A 13,772-nucleotide genomic window follows, 5' to 3' on the forward strand; every position below is an offset into this window, starting at 1 on the left:
GGGGCGCGCAAGCTTGGGCTAGACGCCAGGCGATGCGCATCATCTTCATGGGATCGCCCGAATTCGCCGTGCCTTCGCTCGACGCCCTGGTCATGGCCGGTCACGAGATCGCTGCGGTTTACACCCAGCCGCCTCGCCCGGCCGGACGCGGCAAGGCCCTCCAGCCAACGGCGGTGGAGAAGCGCGCAAGAGAAGTTGGATTGGACGTCCGCTCACCGCGCTCGCTCAGGAGCGACGAGGAGCAGGCCGCCTTCGCCGCCTTGAAGGCCGACGTCGGGGTTGTCGCGGCCTATGGCCTGATCCTGCCGCAGGCGATCCTCGATGCGCCACGGCTCGGCTGCCTCAACGTCCATGCTTCGCTCCTTCCGCGCTGGCGCGGGGCAGCCCCGGTGCAGCGCGCAATCATGGCCGGCGACGAGGAGACAGGAGTCACCATCATGCAGATGGAAGCGGGGTTGGATACCGGTCCGATGCGCCACGTCGAGAAGCTCGAAATCGGCGAGAGCAATGCAGCGGAACTCACGGAAAGATTGTCGCTTTTGGGTGCGAAGATGATGGTTGACGTGCTCGCCGACCTGGACAGCTATCCCCCTGTTTCGCAACCCGAAGAGGGCGTGACCTACGCCGCGAAAATCACGAAGGACGAGGCACGGCTTGATTGGTCGCGTACGGCGACAAAACTCCAGCGTCACGTCCAGGGTTTGGCGCCCTTCCCCGGCGCCTGGTTCGAGGCAAGCGGCGAACGCATCAAGCTGCTCGACGCCGAAAGCGTCGATGGCGCGGGCAAGCCTGGGGAAGTGGTCGGCGAACCATTGGTGGTCGCTTGCGGCGAGGACGCGCTTCACTGCCGCACGCTCCAGCGCGCAGGCAAAGGCGCCATGCCCGTCGACGATTTCCTTCGTGGCTTCCCTATCCCCCAGGGCGCGATTCTAAAGTGACGCGCTGGCGGCTCACCATCGAATATGACGGCGGACCATTCATGGGCTGGCAGCGCCAGGACCACGGCCCAAGCGTCCAGCAGGCCCTCGAGGAATCCATTGCGAAGATGACCGGCGAAGAGGTCCGGCTGCATTGCGCTGGCCGCACCGATGCGGGGGTTCATGCGCTGGCGATGACAGCCCATGTCGACCTTGATCGGCACGTTACGGCGTATCGCTTGCGCGAAGGGATCAATGCACTCGTTCGCCCTTACCCGGTCAGCGTTTTAGAAACAGTCGAAGCCGATACCGGCTTCCACGCTCGATTCTCCTGCGTTGGCCGTCGCTATCTCTACCGGATCCTTAACCGCCGTGCGCCACCGGCACTGGACAAAGGCAAGGTTTGGCACATCGGCAAGCCGCTCGACCTGGATAAGATGGTCGAAGGCGCCGCGCACCTCGTCGGGCATCACGATTTCACCACCTTTCGCTCTGTCCACTGCCAGTCCGACAGTCCAGTTAAGACGCTCGATTCGCTCGCCGTAGAGCGCGTTGGCGAGGAAATTCACATTCGGGCCGCCGCGCGAAGCTTCCTCCATCATCAGGTCCGATCGATGACCGGCTGCCTTGCATTGGTTGGGCTCGGTCGCTGGTCGCCGGATGACGTTAAGTACGCCCGGGAAGCAAAGGATCGGGCCGCCCTCGGCCTCAACGCGCCTCCGGAAGGCCTCTATTTCGTCGAAGCCGTTTACCCCTAGACGAGCAGTTCCCGCGCGTCAGGCTGGCTGAGGAATCCAGCCGGGCTCGCGGACTTGCCATAGGCACCGGCACAAAAGATCGCGATAAGATCGCCAACGCGCGTTCCGGGCATCATCACTTCGTCGCCAAGCAAGTCCAAAGGCGTACAAAGACAGCCGGTTACGGTCACTACTTGTGATGATCGAAGGGCAAACCGGGAGGCGTTGGCAATGGGGTAATTTCGCCGCAGCGTCTGGCCGAAATTCCCGCTTGCGGCGAGCACGTGATGCAGACCGCCATCGGTGATCGCGAAGGTCCGGCCGCCGCTTTGCTTCACGTCGACGACTCGGGCCAGATAGACCCCCGCCTCTCCGACCAGCCATCGGCCGAGCTCGATGGCATATCGCGTTTCATTAAGCACATCGGGAGCGTCGAGCAGTGTGTCGCGAAGTGCCGAACCTACCCTGTCCAGGTCCAGCGGCTCGTCCCCTGAAGCGTAAGGGATGCCGAACCCGCCCCCGAGGTTCAGGTGCGGGATCGGGAGGCCGCTGCTTCCGGCGATCTCGGCCGCGAGCGCGACGGTGGCTCTCTGCATCTCGATAATCGCGTCGGCACGAAGGACTTGGCTTCCGGCATAGACGTGAAGCCCCCGCCATTCCGCGCCGGCATCGGCGATTCGCCGCGCGAGCGTCGGGACTCGCTCGGAATCGACCCCGAAGGGGCTAGCGAGCCCGCCCATCTTCATCCCCGCGCCCTTGAGGGCAAAGGGCGGGTTTACACGGATCGCAAGCTTCGGCTGAACGCCCAGGCGGTCCGCGATCGCGATCGCGCGCGCCGCTTCCGCCTCGCTTTCGAGGTTGATCGTCACGCCGCGCTCGATGGCGAGTTCCAGCTCCCAATCGCCCTTGCCCGGCCCTGCAAAGCTGACCGGACAGGCGAGCCCGCCGGCCTCCTCAAGCGTCAAGAGCTCACCGCCGCTGGCAAGGTCGAAGCCGTCGACGTGGCTCGCAAGCCAGGTCAACAGTGAAGGGTAAGGATTTGCTTTCACAGCATAATGAAGCGCGACATTGTCGGGCATGGCGGCCCTGAAGCGCGCGACCTTTTCGCCGATCCGCTGCCGGTCGTAAACGAACAAGGGCGTACCGCCAGCCAGTTCCACCAGCGCTTCGGCAGCCGTACCGGCAATTGCCAGGCTCCCGTCGGCACCTGCCTCGAACCCGCCGGGTATTGGTCCCATCGCCTTCATTGAAACATCGCTTTCAGTGCCGAGCGATCCACCTTGCCGGTCGCGCCGGTCGGCAAAGCGTCGAGCCAGATGATCTTCTTGGGCATCATGTAGGCCGGCGCCTCGGCGGCGAACCGGCGGCGAAGGCGCTCTTCCGCATCCTCGCCGAGCGCAACCGCGGCCAGTGCGACCACCTGGCCCAGTACTTCATCATTTATCCCGAAGGCCGCGGCGTCCCGAACCGCGCCGCTGGCCAAAGCCAATTCCTCAACCTCGTTCGGCGACAGCCGGTTTCCGCTGACCTTGATCATCGCATCGTCCCGGCCACGGAATCGCAACAATCCGTCTTCACCCCGAACAAACCGATCGCCGGACCATACTTCACCGTCGCGGAACCGGGCAGTCGTTCGCTCGGGATCGTTCCAATAGCCCTTGGCCACCAGCGGACCGGAATGGACAAGCTCGCCCTCTTCGCCAGCGTCGGCTTCGGTTCCATCGCCGCGAACGATCCGGAGCTCCGCGAAAGGGATTGCCTTGCCGACGCTGTCAGGATGCGTGTCGGCCAGCGCCGGCTCGAGGCTCGAGGAGCGGAAGGCCTCCGTGAGCCCATACATCAAGTGCAGGCGCGCCTCAGGAAAAAGCCGCCGCAGCTGCCGCACAACAGTCTCGGGCAAATGCCCGCCGCTATTGGTGAGCGTCCGCAAGCTCTCGCCTGAACCGTCGAGCCAGTCGAGCGCGGCCAATTGGCTCCACAGCGGCGGCACCCCGGCCAGTACGGTGACGTCATGACGCCGCACTGCTTTCCGCACGTCGCCGGGCAGCAGATAGTCGAACCCAATCGCTTGCCCCCCAGCAGCCCAGGTCGAAAGCAGCTGGCTTTGCCCATAATCGAAGGCCAGCGGCAGCAGGCACAACGTGCGATCGTCCGGAGCCAGTCTGAGGTAATGCGCGACGCTGATCGCCCCCAGCCACAAGTTCGCATGGCTCAGCATCACGCCCTTGGGCCTGCCGGTCGACCCGGATGTGTAGAGCAAAGCGGCGAGCAAATTCGGGTCATGGCCCGAGGGCGGAAGCGCTTCGCTGTGCGGCGACCATTCCTCGAGCGCCAAAAGTTCTGCATCGGCGCCATCGCCAGCGTCTAGCGATTCTAGCCGCGCCGCATTGGCGATCAGCAGCTTCGCTCCGCTGTCGGCAAGGATATGCGCCGCCTGCGCTCGTTTCAGCACGGGATTGACCGGCACGTGGACCAGCCCCGCCCGCGCCGCGGCGAGCGGCATGACGCAAGCCGTGATCGTCTTGCCCATCCACGTCGCGACTCGGTCGCCGGGCTTGAGCCCTCTCGCGAGCAACGCTGCTGCCGTCTCCCCGGTCAGTCGTTCCAGGCCTCGATACGTAAGGCGCTCCTCGCGTATGGCGAGGGCCACGTCGTCACCCGCTCCGCGCGATGCGATATGGTCGAGCGGATATGGCGTCGGGTCGGGCTGGCTCACCCGCACCGACTAGGCGCGCGCTTGCCACATGGGCAAGCCTCCACTACGGCGCACGCGCCATGAGCACGGGACTGAAAGCCATGCCGCGCGATGCCGATGACGAGATCGACGCCAGGCTTCGTGCCTTGCTCGCCGAGACTCTTGGCCTTTCCATCGTTCGTGTGGCAGCTTTCGGACCGGAGACAGCGCTTTTCGGCGCACTGCCGGAACTTGACAGCATGGCCGTTGCCAATCTGCTTACCGGCATCGAGGAACGCTTCGACCTCCTGATCGAAGACGACGATGTCGAGGCCGAGGATTTCGAGACCTACGGCCGTCTCCTCGCTTTCGTCGAGCGGTTGGGAAACTGACCATCAATCCACTTGCCGTCCTTGCGGGGACTGCCCAAATGGCTCAATAATGATCACTCGCGAACAGTGGCGGCGTTTTATCGACCATGCTTTCGTCGAGTGGACGATTTTCGCCATTGGTGTGATCCTGATCGCCGTCTCGCCCGTACTCGGCGCACTTCCCGGCCCCGGCGGGATTTTTGTGTTCGCCCTCGGCCTGGCGATGGTCCTGAAGACCAGCCGCTGGGCCCGTCGCCATTACGTTAAGTTCAAGCGCTGGCAGCCCAAGGCCGGGCGCTGGACCGATTGGGGCCTCAGGCGCAAAAGCGCGGCTCGCCGGGAGGCCTTGCGCAAGCAGCGCGAGGAAATGGGGTGCGAAAACCCGCCGGGCGTCGAAGCCGCTGGCGACGACGTATCGACCGAGCCTTCGCTAATTCCCTCTCCGCCTGCCAAGGCCAGCGATTGACTTTGCCAGTCCTACCGACTATCGGCCCCGTCAACCGCAGCCGCCCCTTGGCGGCTCTTTTTTCTTTAGTTCAAGGCATGAGCGATGAAGCGCACTTTTCAGCCCAGCAACCTGGTCCGCAAGCGGCGTCACGGCTTCCGGTCGCGCATGGCGACGGTCGGCGGCCGCAAGGTGCTGAATGCTCGCCGCGCACGCGGCCGCAAGAAGCTCAGCGCCTAATCACCTTACGCAAACGGGCCGATTTCGTTGCCGCGAACCGCGGCCAGCGGATAGCCACGCCCGGCTTCGTTTTGCAGCTTCGCCGCCGCGATGACGGCGACACGACCATGCGCGTCGGTTTCACCGTCACCCGAAAGATCGGCGGCGCCGTCATTCGCAACCGCATGAAGCGCCGCTTGCGGGCTCTTGCCCGCGAGCACTTGCCGACGCTCGGGGTCCCCGGCGCCGACCATGTCCTGATAGGCCGCTCAGGCGGCATTGAGCGCGATTTTTCCGTCCTCGGCCAGGAACTGGCCAAGGCGCTCAGGAAGGCCAATTGAATGCTGTCCCGCGGATTGATCCTGATTGCCCGCGGATGGCAACTTGGCCCGAGCCGGATCTTGCCGCCTTCATGCCGTTACCAGCCAAGTTGTTCGGCCTATGCCATCACCGCATGGTCGCGCTATGGCTCTTTCAAAGGCAGCTGGCTTGCCATCAAGCGGATCTCCCGCTGCCACCCTTGGGGTGGACAGGGCTTCGACCCCGTCCCCTGATTCGACGAAGGACTGACACAAGCCTTGACCGACAATCGCAACATGGTGCTCGCGATCGCGCTGAGCATACTGATCCTGATGGGCTGGAGCTTCCTGTCCGACCGCTATTTCCCGACGGCGGCTCCACAAACCCAGCGTGTTGAGGATGGCAAGGTCAAGGCGGCGCCTCGCGCGGACGCGCCCGCGCCCGCCGTACTTCGCGATCGCGCCCAGGTTCTCGCCGAGGCTCCGCGGGTCCGGATCGACACGCCAACCCTGTCGGGCTCCATCAACCTCAGGGCCGCCCGATTCGATGATCTGCTTCTAAAGGAACAACGCACGACGATCGCCCGCAATGCGCCGCCCGTGCGACTGCTCTCTCCGGCCGGCGCAAAGGGCAGCTATTTCGCGCAATACGGCTGGACCGGGCGTGGTGTCGCAGTTCCCGGTCCCGATTCGGTCTGGAACGCCAGCGCGCCGGTGCTAACTCCGGGCAAGCCGGTCACCTTGTGGTGGGACAACGGTACCGGGCAACGTTTCGAGCAGATCGTCTCGGTCGACGAGAACTACCTTTTCACGGTGCGCCAAAGGGTCGTGAATGGCGGGTCTGGAGCAGTCGGCCTCCGTACCTACGGGCTGATCAGCCGCGCCGAGAAGAGTGCTGACCCTTCGACGTGGACGAACCATGTCGGACCGATTTCCTTCCTTGGCGGCGAGGCCGATTACGATGTCGACTGGAAGACGCTGGACGAAGACAAGAGCGGGGTCACGCGCGATAGCCGGGGCGGCTGGCTCGGCTTCACCGACAAATACTGGCTGACTGCTCTCGCTCCGGCCTCCGGTGCTCCCATCGAAGCGAGCCTGCGCAAGAGCCAGACCGGTGCTTACCAGGCAGATTATGCGGGTCGCGAGTTCGTAGCCGCTCCGGGACAAGCCGTCTCAACCGAGACCCGCCTCTTCGCCGGGCCAAGGAAAAAGCTTTGCTGGATCGCTACGAAGCGGCCGGCATCCCCTACTTCTCCAAGGCGATCGACTGGGGCTGGTTCGAATGGTTCATGCGGCCGATTTTTAGCCTGCTGATGAAGCTGTTCGAGCTTACCGGCAACTTCGGGGTAGCGATCATCGGCCTTACGCTCATCGTTCGCCTGATCATGTATCCCATCGCCGACAAGCAGTTCCGCTCGTTCGCCGGCATGCGCAAGATCCAGCCGAAGATGAAGGAGATCCAGGAGCGTCACAAGGACGACAAGGCGCGTCAGCAGCAGGAGATTCTCAAGCTTTACCAGCAGGAGAAGGTCAATCCGATGGCCGGCTGCCTGCCGATTCTGATACAGATCCCGATCTTCTACGCTCTCTACAAGACCCTGATGGTCAGCGTCGAAATGCGCCACCAGCCGTTCGCCTTGTGGATCAAGGATCTTTCCGCACCGGACCCAATGACCCCGGTCAACCTGTTCGGCTTGCTTGATTTCACGCCGCCGGCAATGATTGCCATTGGTGTCCTTCCGATCCTTCTTGGAATCACCATGTGGCTGCAGTTCAAGCTGAACCCGGCGCAGATGGACCCGGTCCAGCAGAAGGTTTTCTCGATCATGCCGTGGATCCTGATGTTCGTGATGGCGCCGTTCGCCGCGGGGCTTCAGCTCTACTGGGTGGTCAACAACATCCTTTCGATCGCGCAGCAGAAGTACCTTTACCATCGTCACGACACGGAGACAGGCCAGCCGCAGACGATCACGGTCAAGGCGAAGTGACAGACGAAGAGGATCTTGCCGAGCAAGCCCGGAAACTATTTTCCGGGCCGATCGACTTTCTGAAGTCGGCGCCACAGCTCCAGCATTTGCCGGATGCAAATGTTCCGGAAATTGCGTTTGCCGGCCGCTCCAATGTCGGGAAATCGTCGCTTATCAACGCGGTCACCCACCGCAGCAAGCTGGCCCGGGCGTCAAATACGCCGGGGCGTACGCAAGAGCTCAATTATTTTGACGTCGGCCGTCCGCCCGTTCTGCGGCTGGTCGATATGCCTGGGTACGGTTTTGCCGAAGCGCCCAAGGACATGGTCAAGCGCTGGCGCTTCCTGATCAACGATTTCCTCCGGGGCCGCGCGGTGCTCAAGCGCGCTCTGGTTCTGGTCGACAGCCGGCACGGCCTCAAGGACGTCGACCGCGACATTATGAAAATGCTCGACGATGCGGCGGTGAGCTATCACCTCGTCCTGACGAAGGCCGACAAGATCAAGCCGACGGAACTGGCCTCAAGGATCGACGCGATCCGCACCGAGGCAGCAAAGCATCCCGCCGCTCACCCGCTGATCATCTCAACGTCGAGCGAGAAGGGCGATGGCATCGCCGAGCTCAGAACAGCGATCCTGGAGGCTGCGATCTCATGAAGCTGATCATCGGCAATCGCGCTTATTCGTCCTGGTCATTCCGTGGTTGGCTTGCCGTCAAGGCGATGAACGTGGACTTCGAGGAGCTGGTCGTACCGATGTTCGGCGAGCAGTGGGACGAAGCGCGAAACGGCAACGAATTCGCACCCGGCGGCGGCAAGGTCCCGATTCTCTGGGACGGTGATGTCGTCGTCTGGGACAGCCTCGCGATTATTGATTTCTGCGCAGACCGCGCCGGACGCGATCTCTATTGGCCTGAAGATGAAGCCGCGCGCGCGATGGCGCGCTCGATGGCGGCGGAAATGCACTCCAGCTTCACCAATTTGCGCCGCGAACTGCCGATGAACGTCCGCCGCCGGGTCGACGGACACGCTGTAAGCGCCGAGGTCGCCGCCGAGATCGACCGGATTTTACAGCTCTGGGCTCAAGCTCGTGCCCGCTTTGGGGGCGGAGGCGAATTTCTTTTCGGAAAGTGGAACGCCGCCGACATGATGTTCGCGCCGGTCGTCACCCGCTTCGTCACATACCGCGTTCCTTTGCCGCCGTTTGCAATCGCTTACGCGGATGCTGTGCTACACCATCCGCACGTCGTCGAATGGATAGAGCTCGCCCAGGACGAGCCCTGGGTGATCGATCAATATGAGCCGAAGAAAAAGAAAGCTTAGCCGCGCTTCGGGTATTCGCTGCCATCGCGGCGGCAAAAGCGGTTGTCGTCCGTGAACACCATGTCGATGTCGCTATATCCGCCGCCTGTTCGCGACCCCGCACTGATTGCGACGAAAGTGCAGGGCTCGCCCGACCGATTGATCATGTGATGACCATTGGTGCTCCCCATCGGCCAGGCTGCAATATCGCCAGGTTTGAGCTCCGTCTCGCCGTCATCCTCGACAAGCACCGCCGTCCCCGACAGCATGATGATCATCTCGTCTTCTCCGTCGTGCCAATGGCGCTGGCTCGACCATGCGCCAGGCTCAAGCGTGACATGGCTCGCTCCCAACTCGGTCAGCCCGGCGAGCGGAGCGATACGCTTCCACCATCGGCCTGCGACGGGTTTGTGAAAGGGATCGGGATAGCCCGTCGCGTTGGACGGTTCGACCGACTCAAGTTCGACTTTCGGCATAGCGAAGGGATTGCTACCCCCGTCGCATGACCGCGTCCATCGATCCTGTTGCGCTTGCCCAGGCGCTCATCGCCTGCCCCAGCGTCACGCCGGCCTCGGGCGCGGTATTTGACGTCCTAGAGCGCGAACTGGAGCCGCTGGGTTTCACCGCGCATCGGTTCATTCTGGGCGAGGCGCCCGACGGCCCGACAGAAAACATGGTGGCAATCCGCGGGAAGGAGGACCGCATTTCGGTTTCGCCGGCCATCTCGATGTCGTACCGCCCGGCGACGGTTGGGAAATCGATCCTTTCGAACCGGCTATCACCGATGGCGTCCTTCAGGGTCGCGGCGCCGCGGACATGAAAAGCGCGATCGCCGCATTCGTCGCAGCCTTGGCCGAAAATTTGCCCGAAACCGGGACCGTCTCGCTGCTGATCACGGGCGACGAGGAGGGTTACGCAACTTACGGTATGCCGCGGATCATCGACTGGCTGAACGAGCGCAGCATCAAGCCGGACATGATCCTGATCGGCGAACCTACGTCGGTCGATCGGCTTGGCGACACAGTCAAGGTCGGGCGCCGCGGCTCCGTCAACATGTGGATCGACGTGCTCGGCCATCAAGGTCACGTCGCCTACCCGCACCTTGCCGACAATCCCATCGCCAAGCTCGCCCGGATCGTGGCCGCGCTGGATTCCCAACATCTGGACGACGGCACCGACGCATTTCCGCCCTCAAACCTGGAATTCACGGCGATTTCGACGCCGACACATGCCAGCAATGTCATTCCGGGGAGCGCGACCGCGCAACTCAACATCCGTTTCAACAACCTCCATCGCGGCGAAGATCTCGTTCGGCTTGTCGAGCAGGTTGCAAAGGCCGAGGACCCGAATGCCACCGTCCGCGCGCGCATTTCCGGCGAGGCATTCCTGACCCCCGCGGGAAACTTTACGACATCGTCGTGGGCGCGATTCGCGATGAAATGGGGATCGAGCCGGAACTCTCGACAAGTGGCGGAACGTCGGACGGCCGCTTTCTCATCGCCCTCTGCCCGGTTGTCGATTTCGGACTTCCCAACGCAAGCATGCACAAAGTCGGGGAGCATGCGCGAGTAGAGGATATCCGTGCTCTCACCCGGATCTATCGCCGCGTCCTCGATCGCGTCTTCGCCTAGGCGGCGCTCCGCGAAGCCGGAACATGGTGCGCGGACCAGCTCAGGAATTCATTCTCACTCATCGGTCCGGCGTAGACATAGCCTTGGACACTGTCGCAACCCATCGCCCTAAGCAGGTCTGCCTGAGCTGCGTTCTCCACTGATTCCGCGACAATAGAACAACCGACACCCTTAATGAGGTGGACCAGCGCTTGGACGACCACTCGCGCTTCCTCACTGGTCTCGATGTCGGCGATAAGCGTCTGATCCAGCTTTACGCGGTCAACCGGCATGGCCCTCAAGCGCGCGATGTTGGAGAACCCGGTCCCGAAATCGTCCAGCGCGATCGAGGCTCCTTCGGCCCGGATCGCCGCGATCTCGGCAAGTTCGGCTTCCGAGCATTCCATCACCGCCCCTCGCTGAATTCCAGCTCGATCATGGACAAGGGAACGTCATTCTCAGCGAAAATGTGGCGTAGCCGGGTAAAGAAATCGATCCGGTCGAGCTGCCTTGGGCTGACGTTGATGGACAGGCGGCGGTCGATCCCTTGGCGCATCCACCCCGACAGGATGTGCGCGCACTGGCCGACGACCCAATCGCCGATCTCTGCGATTGCGCCATTCTGCTCGGCAATCGGAATGAAAGTGCCTGGCAACCGGACACCGTCCAGCGGATGGTGCCACCGAAGCAAGGCTTCGACTCCGTCGAATTCGCCGGTGACGAGGCTCATCTGCGGCTGCAAGGCCAGCCGAAGCTGGCCGCGCTCGACAATATCGCTGAGCGATTGCTCGACCTCACGGCGGCGCTGGTGTTCTTCGGCCAGTTCGCTTGTGAAGAGGCAATACTGGCCGCCGCCGCGCGATTTCGCCTGGTACATCGCAAGATCGGCAGCGCGCATGAGCTGCTCGATCGATTCGCCATGATCGGGCGAAAGCGCGACACCGACCGACGCGCCAATGTCGATGTGATGGCCGTTGAGCTCGAACGGCTCGGCGATCGCGAGGGCGATTCTCCTGGCGATCATCTCGACCTCGGAGACGCTCCGGACCTCCGGAAAGAACAAGGTGAATTCATCGCCGGCCAGTCGTGCCAGCAGGGGCCTCGGCGCATTGCGGTCGCAAAGTTCGGCCGTAACGACGACGCGAAGCCGATTCGCAACCATGACCAGCAGCTGGTCGCCGCGCGCATGGCCAAGGCTGTCGTTGACTGCCTTGAAACGGTCGAGGTCGATAAACATCATTGCAGATTGCGACGAGCCGGCTGTTCCTAGCAGTTTGTCCGCCTCCGATCGGAAATGCAGGCGGTTCGGCAAGGACGTGACCGGATCGTACATGCCCAGCGCGTGGGCATTTTCGATCGATGCCCGCACTTCCTCGAACAGACTGTCGACTGCGTTGGCCAGCTTCGGATGCGCAGCGCGAAGCTGCTCGGGCGCCGGCGAAGTAAGATCGCCGTCTTCGACGGCAAGCAGCCGCTCGGCGAGGCACGTCATGGCCTTCAGGGTGGACGTATTCGGCCGCTCCGTCGCTATATAGCTGATGAGGAGGCAGAACAGGCCCGCGACGAGAGACGCGACGATCTGCTCGTCGAGTTCCTTGATGTATAGGAAAGCCGCAAGCGAGAAAACGAACGAGGCAAAGCCCGCCATCCCCGACAGGATGACGTTGCTCAACTGCTGGGTCCGGCCGTCCTTCATCGCAGCAAGTAGCATTCCCTCGGGCGGCCCAATGGGACCGCCGCCACCATTTCGAAGTTAAACGGGCTGGGTTAAGGCCGCATGGAGCGGAATGGTTAACGCCGTAATATCAGGTAAAGGCTGCCGCCCCCGCCATGCCGCTTACTCGCTCCTCTGACGGCCGCGATTCGCCCGGCATGACGCGACGCCGCGAGCCAGTCGTGGACTGCTGCGCGGATCTTGCCGCGCTGGACCGGCGGCTCGCCGGAACGCGCGTGTCCGGTGATTAACAAGATGACCCGTTCGCCGCCGCTGATCGCTTGCTCCAGACCATCGTCGATCGCGCCCCAGGCGCGGTCGAGATTGTGCCCATGAAGGTCGATGACCCGGTCAGGCCGGACATCGCCCGCACGCAGTCGCCGATCCCAGTGGCCATCGAGACCACCCTGCTGGAATGAGCTGGGTTTCGCAGGCTGGCCGGGAGCGGGCTGCTGCTCGGGTGCACGATCGGCCGGTCGCCGCGGCGGAGGCGCATTTTTCGCCGGGCCGATTTCTATCGGCGGCTCGGAGACTTTGTCTCGGGACAGCGGGCGGATGGTAGCCGCGACCTTGGCCCAAAGCTGGGCCTCGTCATCGGTAAGACGGCGCACCGGACGACAGCCTTGCGGCGCTTCCCTTCGGCAAGAGTATCAGCGCCCTACCCTCGCTCGACATGCCGCCGGCGGTCGCTTCGGCATAGGAGCCTGCGCCCCAGAACGTGTCGAAGCGATTGGCGCCCTTGATCGCCCCGCCGGTATCCTGGGCCACCCACAGGCCGTCCGCGACATCGTGGGCGACATCGAGGTACACCGGCGCGCCGAGCGGAGCGAACAACGGGTCGGCCGCCACGCTTGTTCGCGGTGTCACCGGAACGCCCATCGCGCCGAGCGGGCCGGGCCCGGTCAGTTCGCGGAAGAAGACGTAACTCGGATTCTCGCTCATCAAGGCGCGGCCGCCGTCAGGCTGGCTTCGCATCCAGGCGACGATTTCCTTCATCCCGGCCTTGCCCGGCTGGAGGATCCCGCGGTCCCGAAGCAAGCGCCCGATCGCCACATACTCGCGGCCGTTTTGGTCGGCGTACCCAATCCGGATGACACCACCATCGGGCAAGAGCAGCCGTCCAGAGCCCTGTATCTGTAGGAAGAACAAGTCGATCGGATCGGCCGCCCAGGCGATCGGGGTTTCGGCAGCGAGCGCACCCTGCTCGATTTCCGCGCGCGTAAAGAAAGCAACGCACTGGCCGCTCTCGTCCACCCGTCCTCGTCCGTTCGTCCCGTCAGCACGCGTGCAGCGCACCAGGCTTGCGGGCGTCGCGTAAATCGGCACCTCGTAGCCCGGAGCACGAACCCGCGATCCCCGAATTTCCGGTTCGTAATAGCCGGTCGCGAATGCCTTGCCGTCGCCGACCCGCACCCAGTCGAAGCGGTCGCGGAAGAAGGCGACAGCGCTTCCCGGCGGCAGCGTGGCGGCCTCCGAGCAGACAGCGCTCCACTGGCCTGCCATGGTTAGGCCGGATCGG

General features: G+C 63.3%; 16 protein-coding genes and 2 pseudogenes. 11 read left to right on the forward strand and 7 right to left on the reverse strand.

Going from position 1 to position 13,772, the window contains the following annotated elements:
- Window positions 1-32: 32 nt before the first annotated feature.
- Both fmt and truA read left to right on the forward strand, forming a co-directional pair.
- The gene (gene fmt, locus G7076_RS06700; protein ID WP_166201461.1) at window positions 33-938 is read left to right on the forward strand and encodes a methionyl-tRNA formyltransferase; all 906 of its coding nucleotides are present in this window, start codon (window positions 33-35) and stop codon (window positions 936-938) included.
- Window positions 935-1,675 (forward strand): tRNA pseudouridine(38-40) synthase TruA, encoded by a 741-nt coding sequence (gene truA / locus G7076_RS06705; RefSeq protein WP_166201463.1) that lies wholly within the window; start codon window positions 935-937, stop codon window positions 1,673-1,675. The genes fmt and truA overlap by 4 nt, the downstream gene beginning before the upstream one ends.
- Here truA and G7076_RS06710 read toward each other — a convergent pair.
- Both G7076_RS06710 and G7076_RS06715 read right to left on the reverse strand, forming a co-directional pair.
- Window positions 1,672-2,901 carry a pyridoxal-dependent decarboxylase, exosortase A system-associated gene (locus G7076_RS06710; protein WP_166201465.1) on the reverse strand — a complete coding sequence of 410 codons (1,230 nt, stop codon included), beginning with the start codon at window positions 2,899-2,901 and terminating at the stop codon, window positions 1,672-1,674. The genes truA and G7076_RS06710 overlap by 4 nt on opposite strands.
- On the reverse strand, window positions 2,898-4,370 hold the full coding sequence (locus G7076_RS06715) for an AMP-binding protein (RefSeq protein ID WP_166201467.1): 1,473 nt from the start codon (window positions 4,368-4,370) through the stop codon (window positions 2,898-2,900). Before G7076_RS06715 ends, G7076_RS06710 begins: the two co-directional genes overlap by 4 nt.
- Window positions 4,371-4,429: 59 nt before the next feature.
- On the opposite strand from G7076_RS06715, the gene G7076_RS06720 reads away from it, so the two are divergent.
- The 8 genes and pseudogenes from G7076_RS06720 (at window position 4,430) to G7076_RS06755 (ending at window position 8,950) form a co-directional block, all read left to right on the forward strand.
- Window positions 4,430-4,720: an acyl carrier protein gene (locus G7076_RS06720; RefSeq protein ID WP_166201469.1), complete on the forward strand. Its 291-nt coding sequence runs from the start codon at window positions 4,430-4,432 to the stop codon at window positions 4,718-4,720.
- A 49-nt stretch (window positions 4,721-4,769) separates the two neighbouring features.
- Window positions 4,770-5,165, forward strand: a complete 396-nt coding sequence (locus G7076_RS06725) for a hypothetical protein (RefSeq protein WP_240913733.1) — start codon at window positions 4,770-4,772, stop codon at window positions 5,163-5,165.
- Between the two features lie 84 nt (window positions 5,166-5,249).
- Window positions 5,250-5,384, forward strand: a complete 135-nt coding sequence (rpmH, locus tag G7076_RS06730) for a 50S ribosomal protein L34 (protein ID WP_037504084.1) — start codon at window positions 5,250-5,252, stop codon at window positions 5,382-5,384.
- Window positions 5,385-5,434: 50 nt separating this feature from the next.
- The gene (gene rnpA / locus G7076_RS06735; protein WP_240913910.1) at window positions 5,435-5,704 is read left to right on the forward strand and encodes a ribonuclease P protein component; all 270 of its coding nucleotides are present in this window, start codon (window positions 5,435-5,437) and stop codon (window positions 5,702-5,704) included.
- Window positions 5,705-5,917: a membrane protein insertion efficiency factor YidD gene (yidD, locus tag G7076_RS06740; RefSeq protein ID WP_166201471.1), complete on the forward strand. Its 213-nt coding sequence runs from the start codon at window positions 5,705-5,707 to the stop codon at window positions 5,915-5,917.
- 24 nt (window positions 5,918-5,941) lie between these two features.
- Window positions 5,942-7,650, forward strand: a pseudogene (gene yidC, locus G7076_RS06745) (membrane protein insertase YidC).
- On the forward strand, window positions 7,647-8,285 hold the full coding sequence (gene yihA / locus G7076_RS06750; protein WP_166201473.1) for a ribosome biogenesis GTP-binding protein YihA/YsxC: 639 nt from the start codon (window positions 7,647-7,649) through the stop codon (window positions 8,283-8,285). The pseudogene yidC and the gene yihA overlap by 4 nt, the downstream one beginning before the upstream one ends.
- Window positions 8,282-8,950 (forward strand): glutathione S-transferase family protein, encoded by a 669-nt coding sequence (locus G7076_RS06755; RefSeq protein WP_166201475.1) that lies wholly within the window; start codon window positions 8,282-8,284, stop codon window positions 8,948-8,950. The genes yihA and G7076_RS06755 overlap by 4 nt, the downstream gene beginning before the upstream one ends.
- On the opposite strand, the gene G7076_RS06760 is transcribed toward G7076_RS06755, so the two are convergent.
- A complete protein-coding gene (locus G7076_RS06760) occupies window positions 8,947-9,405 on the reverse strand; it encodes a cupin domain-containing protein (RefSeq protein ID WP_166201477.1) in 459 nt (152 codons plus the stop codon). The genes G7076_RS06755 and G7076_RS06760 overlap by 4 nt on opposite strands.
- Before the next feature lie 26 nt (window positions 9,406-9,431).
- Between G7076_RS06760 and dapE the strand changes: the two are divergent.
- Window positions 9,432-10,560 (forward strand): annotated as a pseudogene (gene dapE, locus G7076_RS06765) (succinyl-diaminopimelate desuccinylase).
- Here the strand turns inward: dapE and G7076_RS12675 are convergent.
- The 4 genes from G7076_RS12675 to G7076_RS06785 form a co-directional block, all read right to left on the reverse strand.
- Window positions 10,557-10,946, reverse strand: coding sequence for an EAL domain-containing protein (locus G7076_RS12675; RefSeq protein ID WP_166201479.1), 390 nt, complete (start codon window positions 10,944-10,946; stop codon window positions 10,557-10,559). The pseudogene dapE and the gene G7076_RS12675 sit on opposite strands and share 4 nt — an antisense overlap.
- Window positions 10,946-12,250, reverse strand: a complete 1,305-nt coding sequence (locus tag G7076_RS12680) for a diguanylate cyclase (protein WP_166201480.1) — start codon at window positions 12,248-12,250, stop codon at window positions 10,946-10,948. Before G7076_RS12680 ends, G7076_RS12675 begins: the two co-directional genes overlap by 1 nt.
- A gap of 80 nt (window positions 12,251-12,330) precedes the next feature.
- Window positions 12,331-12,864: a Smr/MutS family protein gene (locus tag G7076_RS06780; RefSeq protein ID WP_166201482.1), complete on the reverse strand. Its 534-nt coding sequence runs from the start codon at window positions 12,862-12,864 to the stop codon at window positions 12,331-12,333.
- Window positions 12,845-13,756 (reverse strand): MltA domain-containing protein, encoded by a 912-nt coding sequence (locus G7076_RS06785; RefSeq protein ID WP_346774082.1) that lies wholly within the window; start codon window positions 13,754-13,756, stop codon window positions 12,845-12,847. The genes G7076_RS06780 and G7076_RS06785 overlap by 20 nt, the downstream gene beginning before the upstream one ends.
- Window positions 13,757-13,772: the final 16 nt, after the last annotated feature.

It is taken from the genome of Sphingomonas sp. HDW15A (assembly GCF_011301715.1).
Lineage (GTDB): Bacteria > Pseudomonadota > Alphaproteobacteria > Sphingomonadales > Sphingomonadaceae > Sphingomicrobium.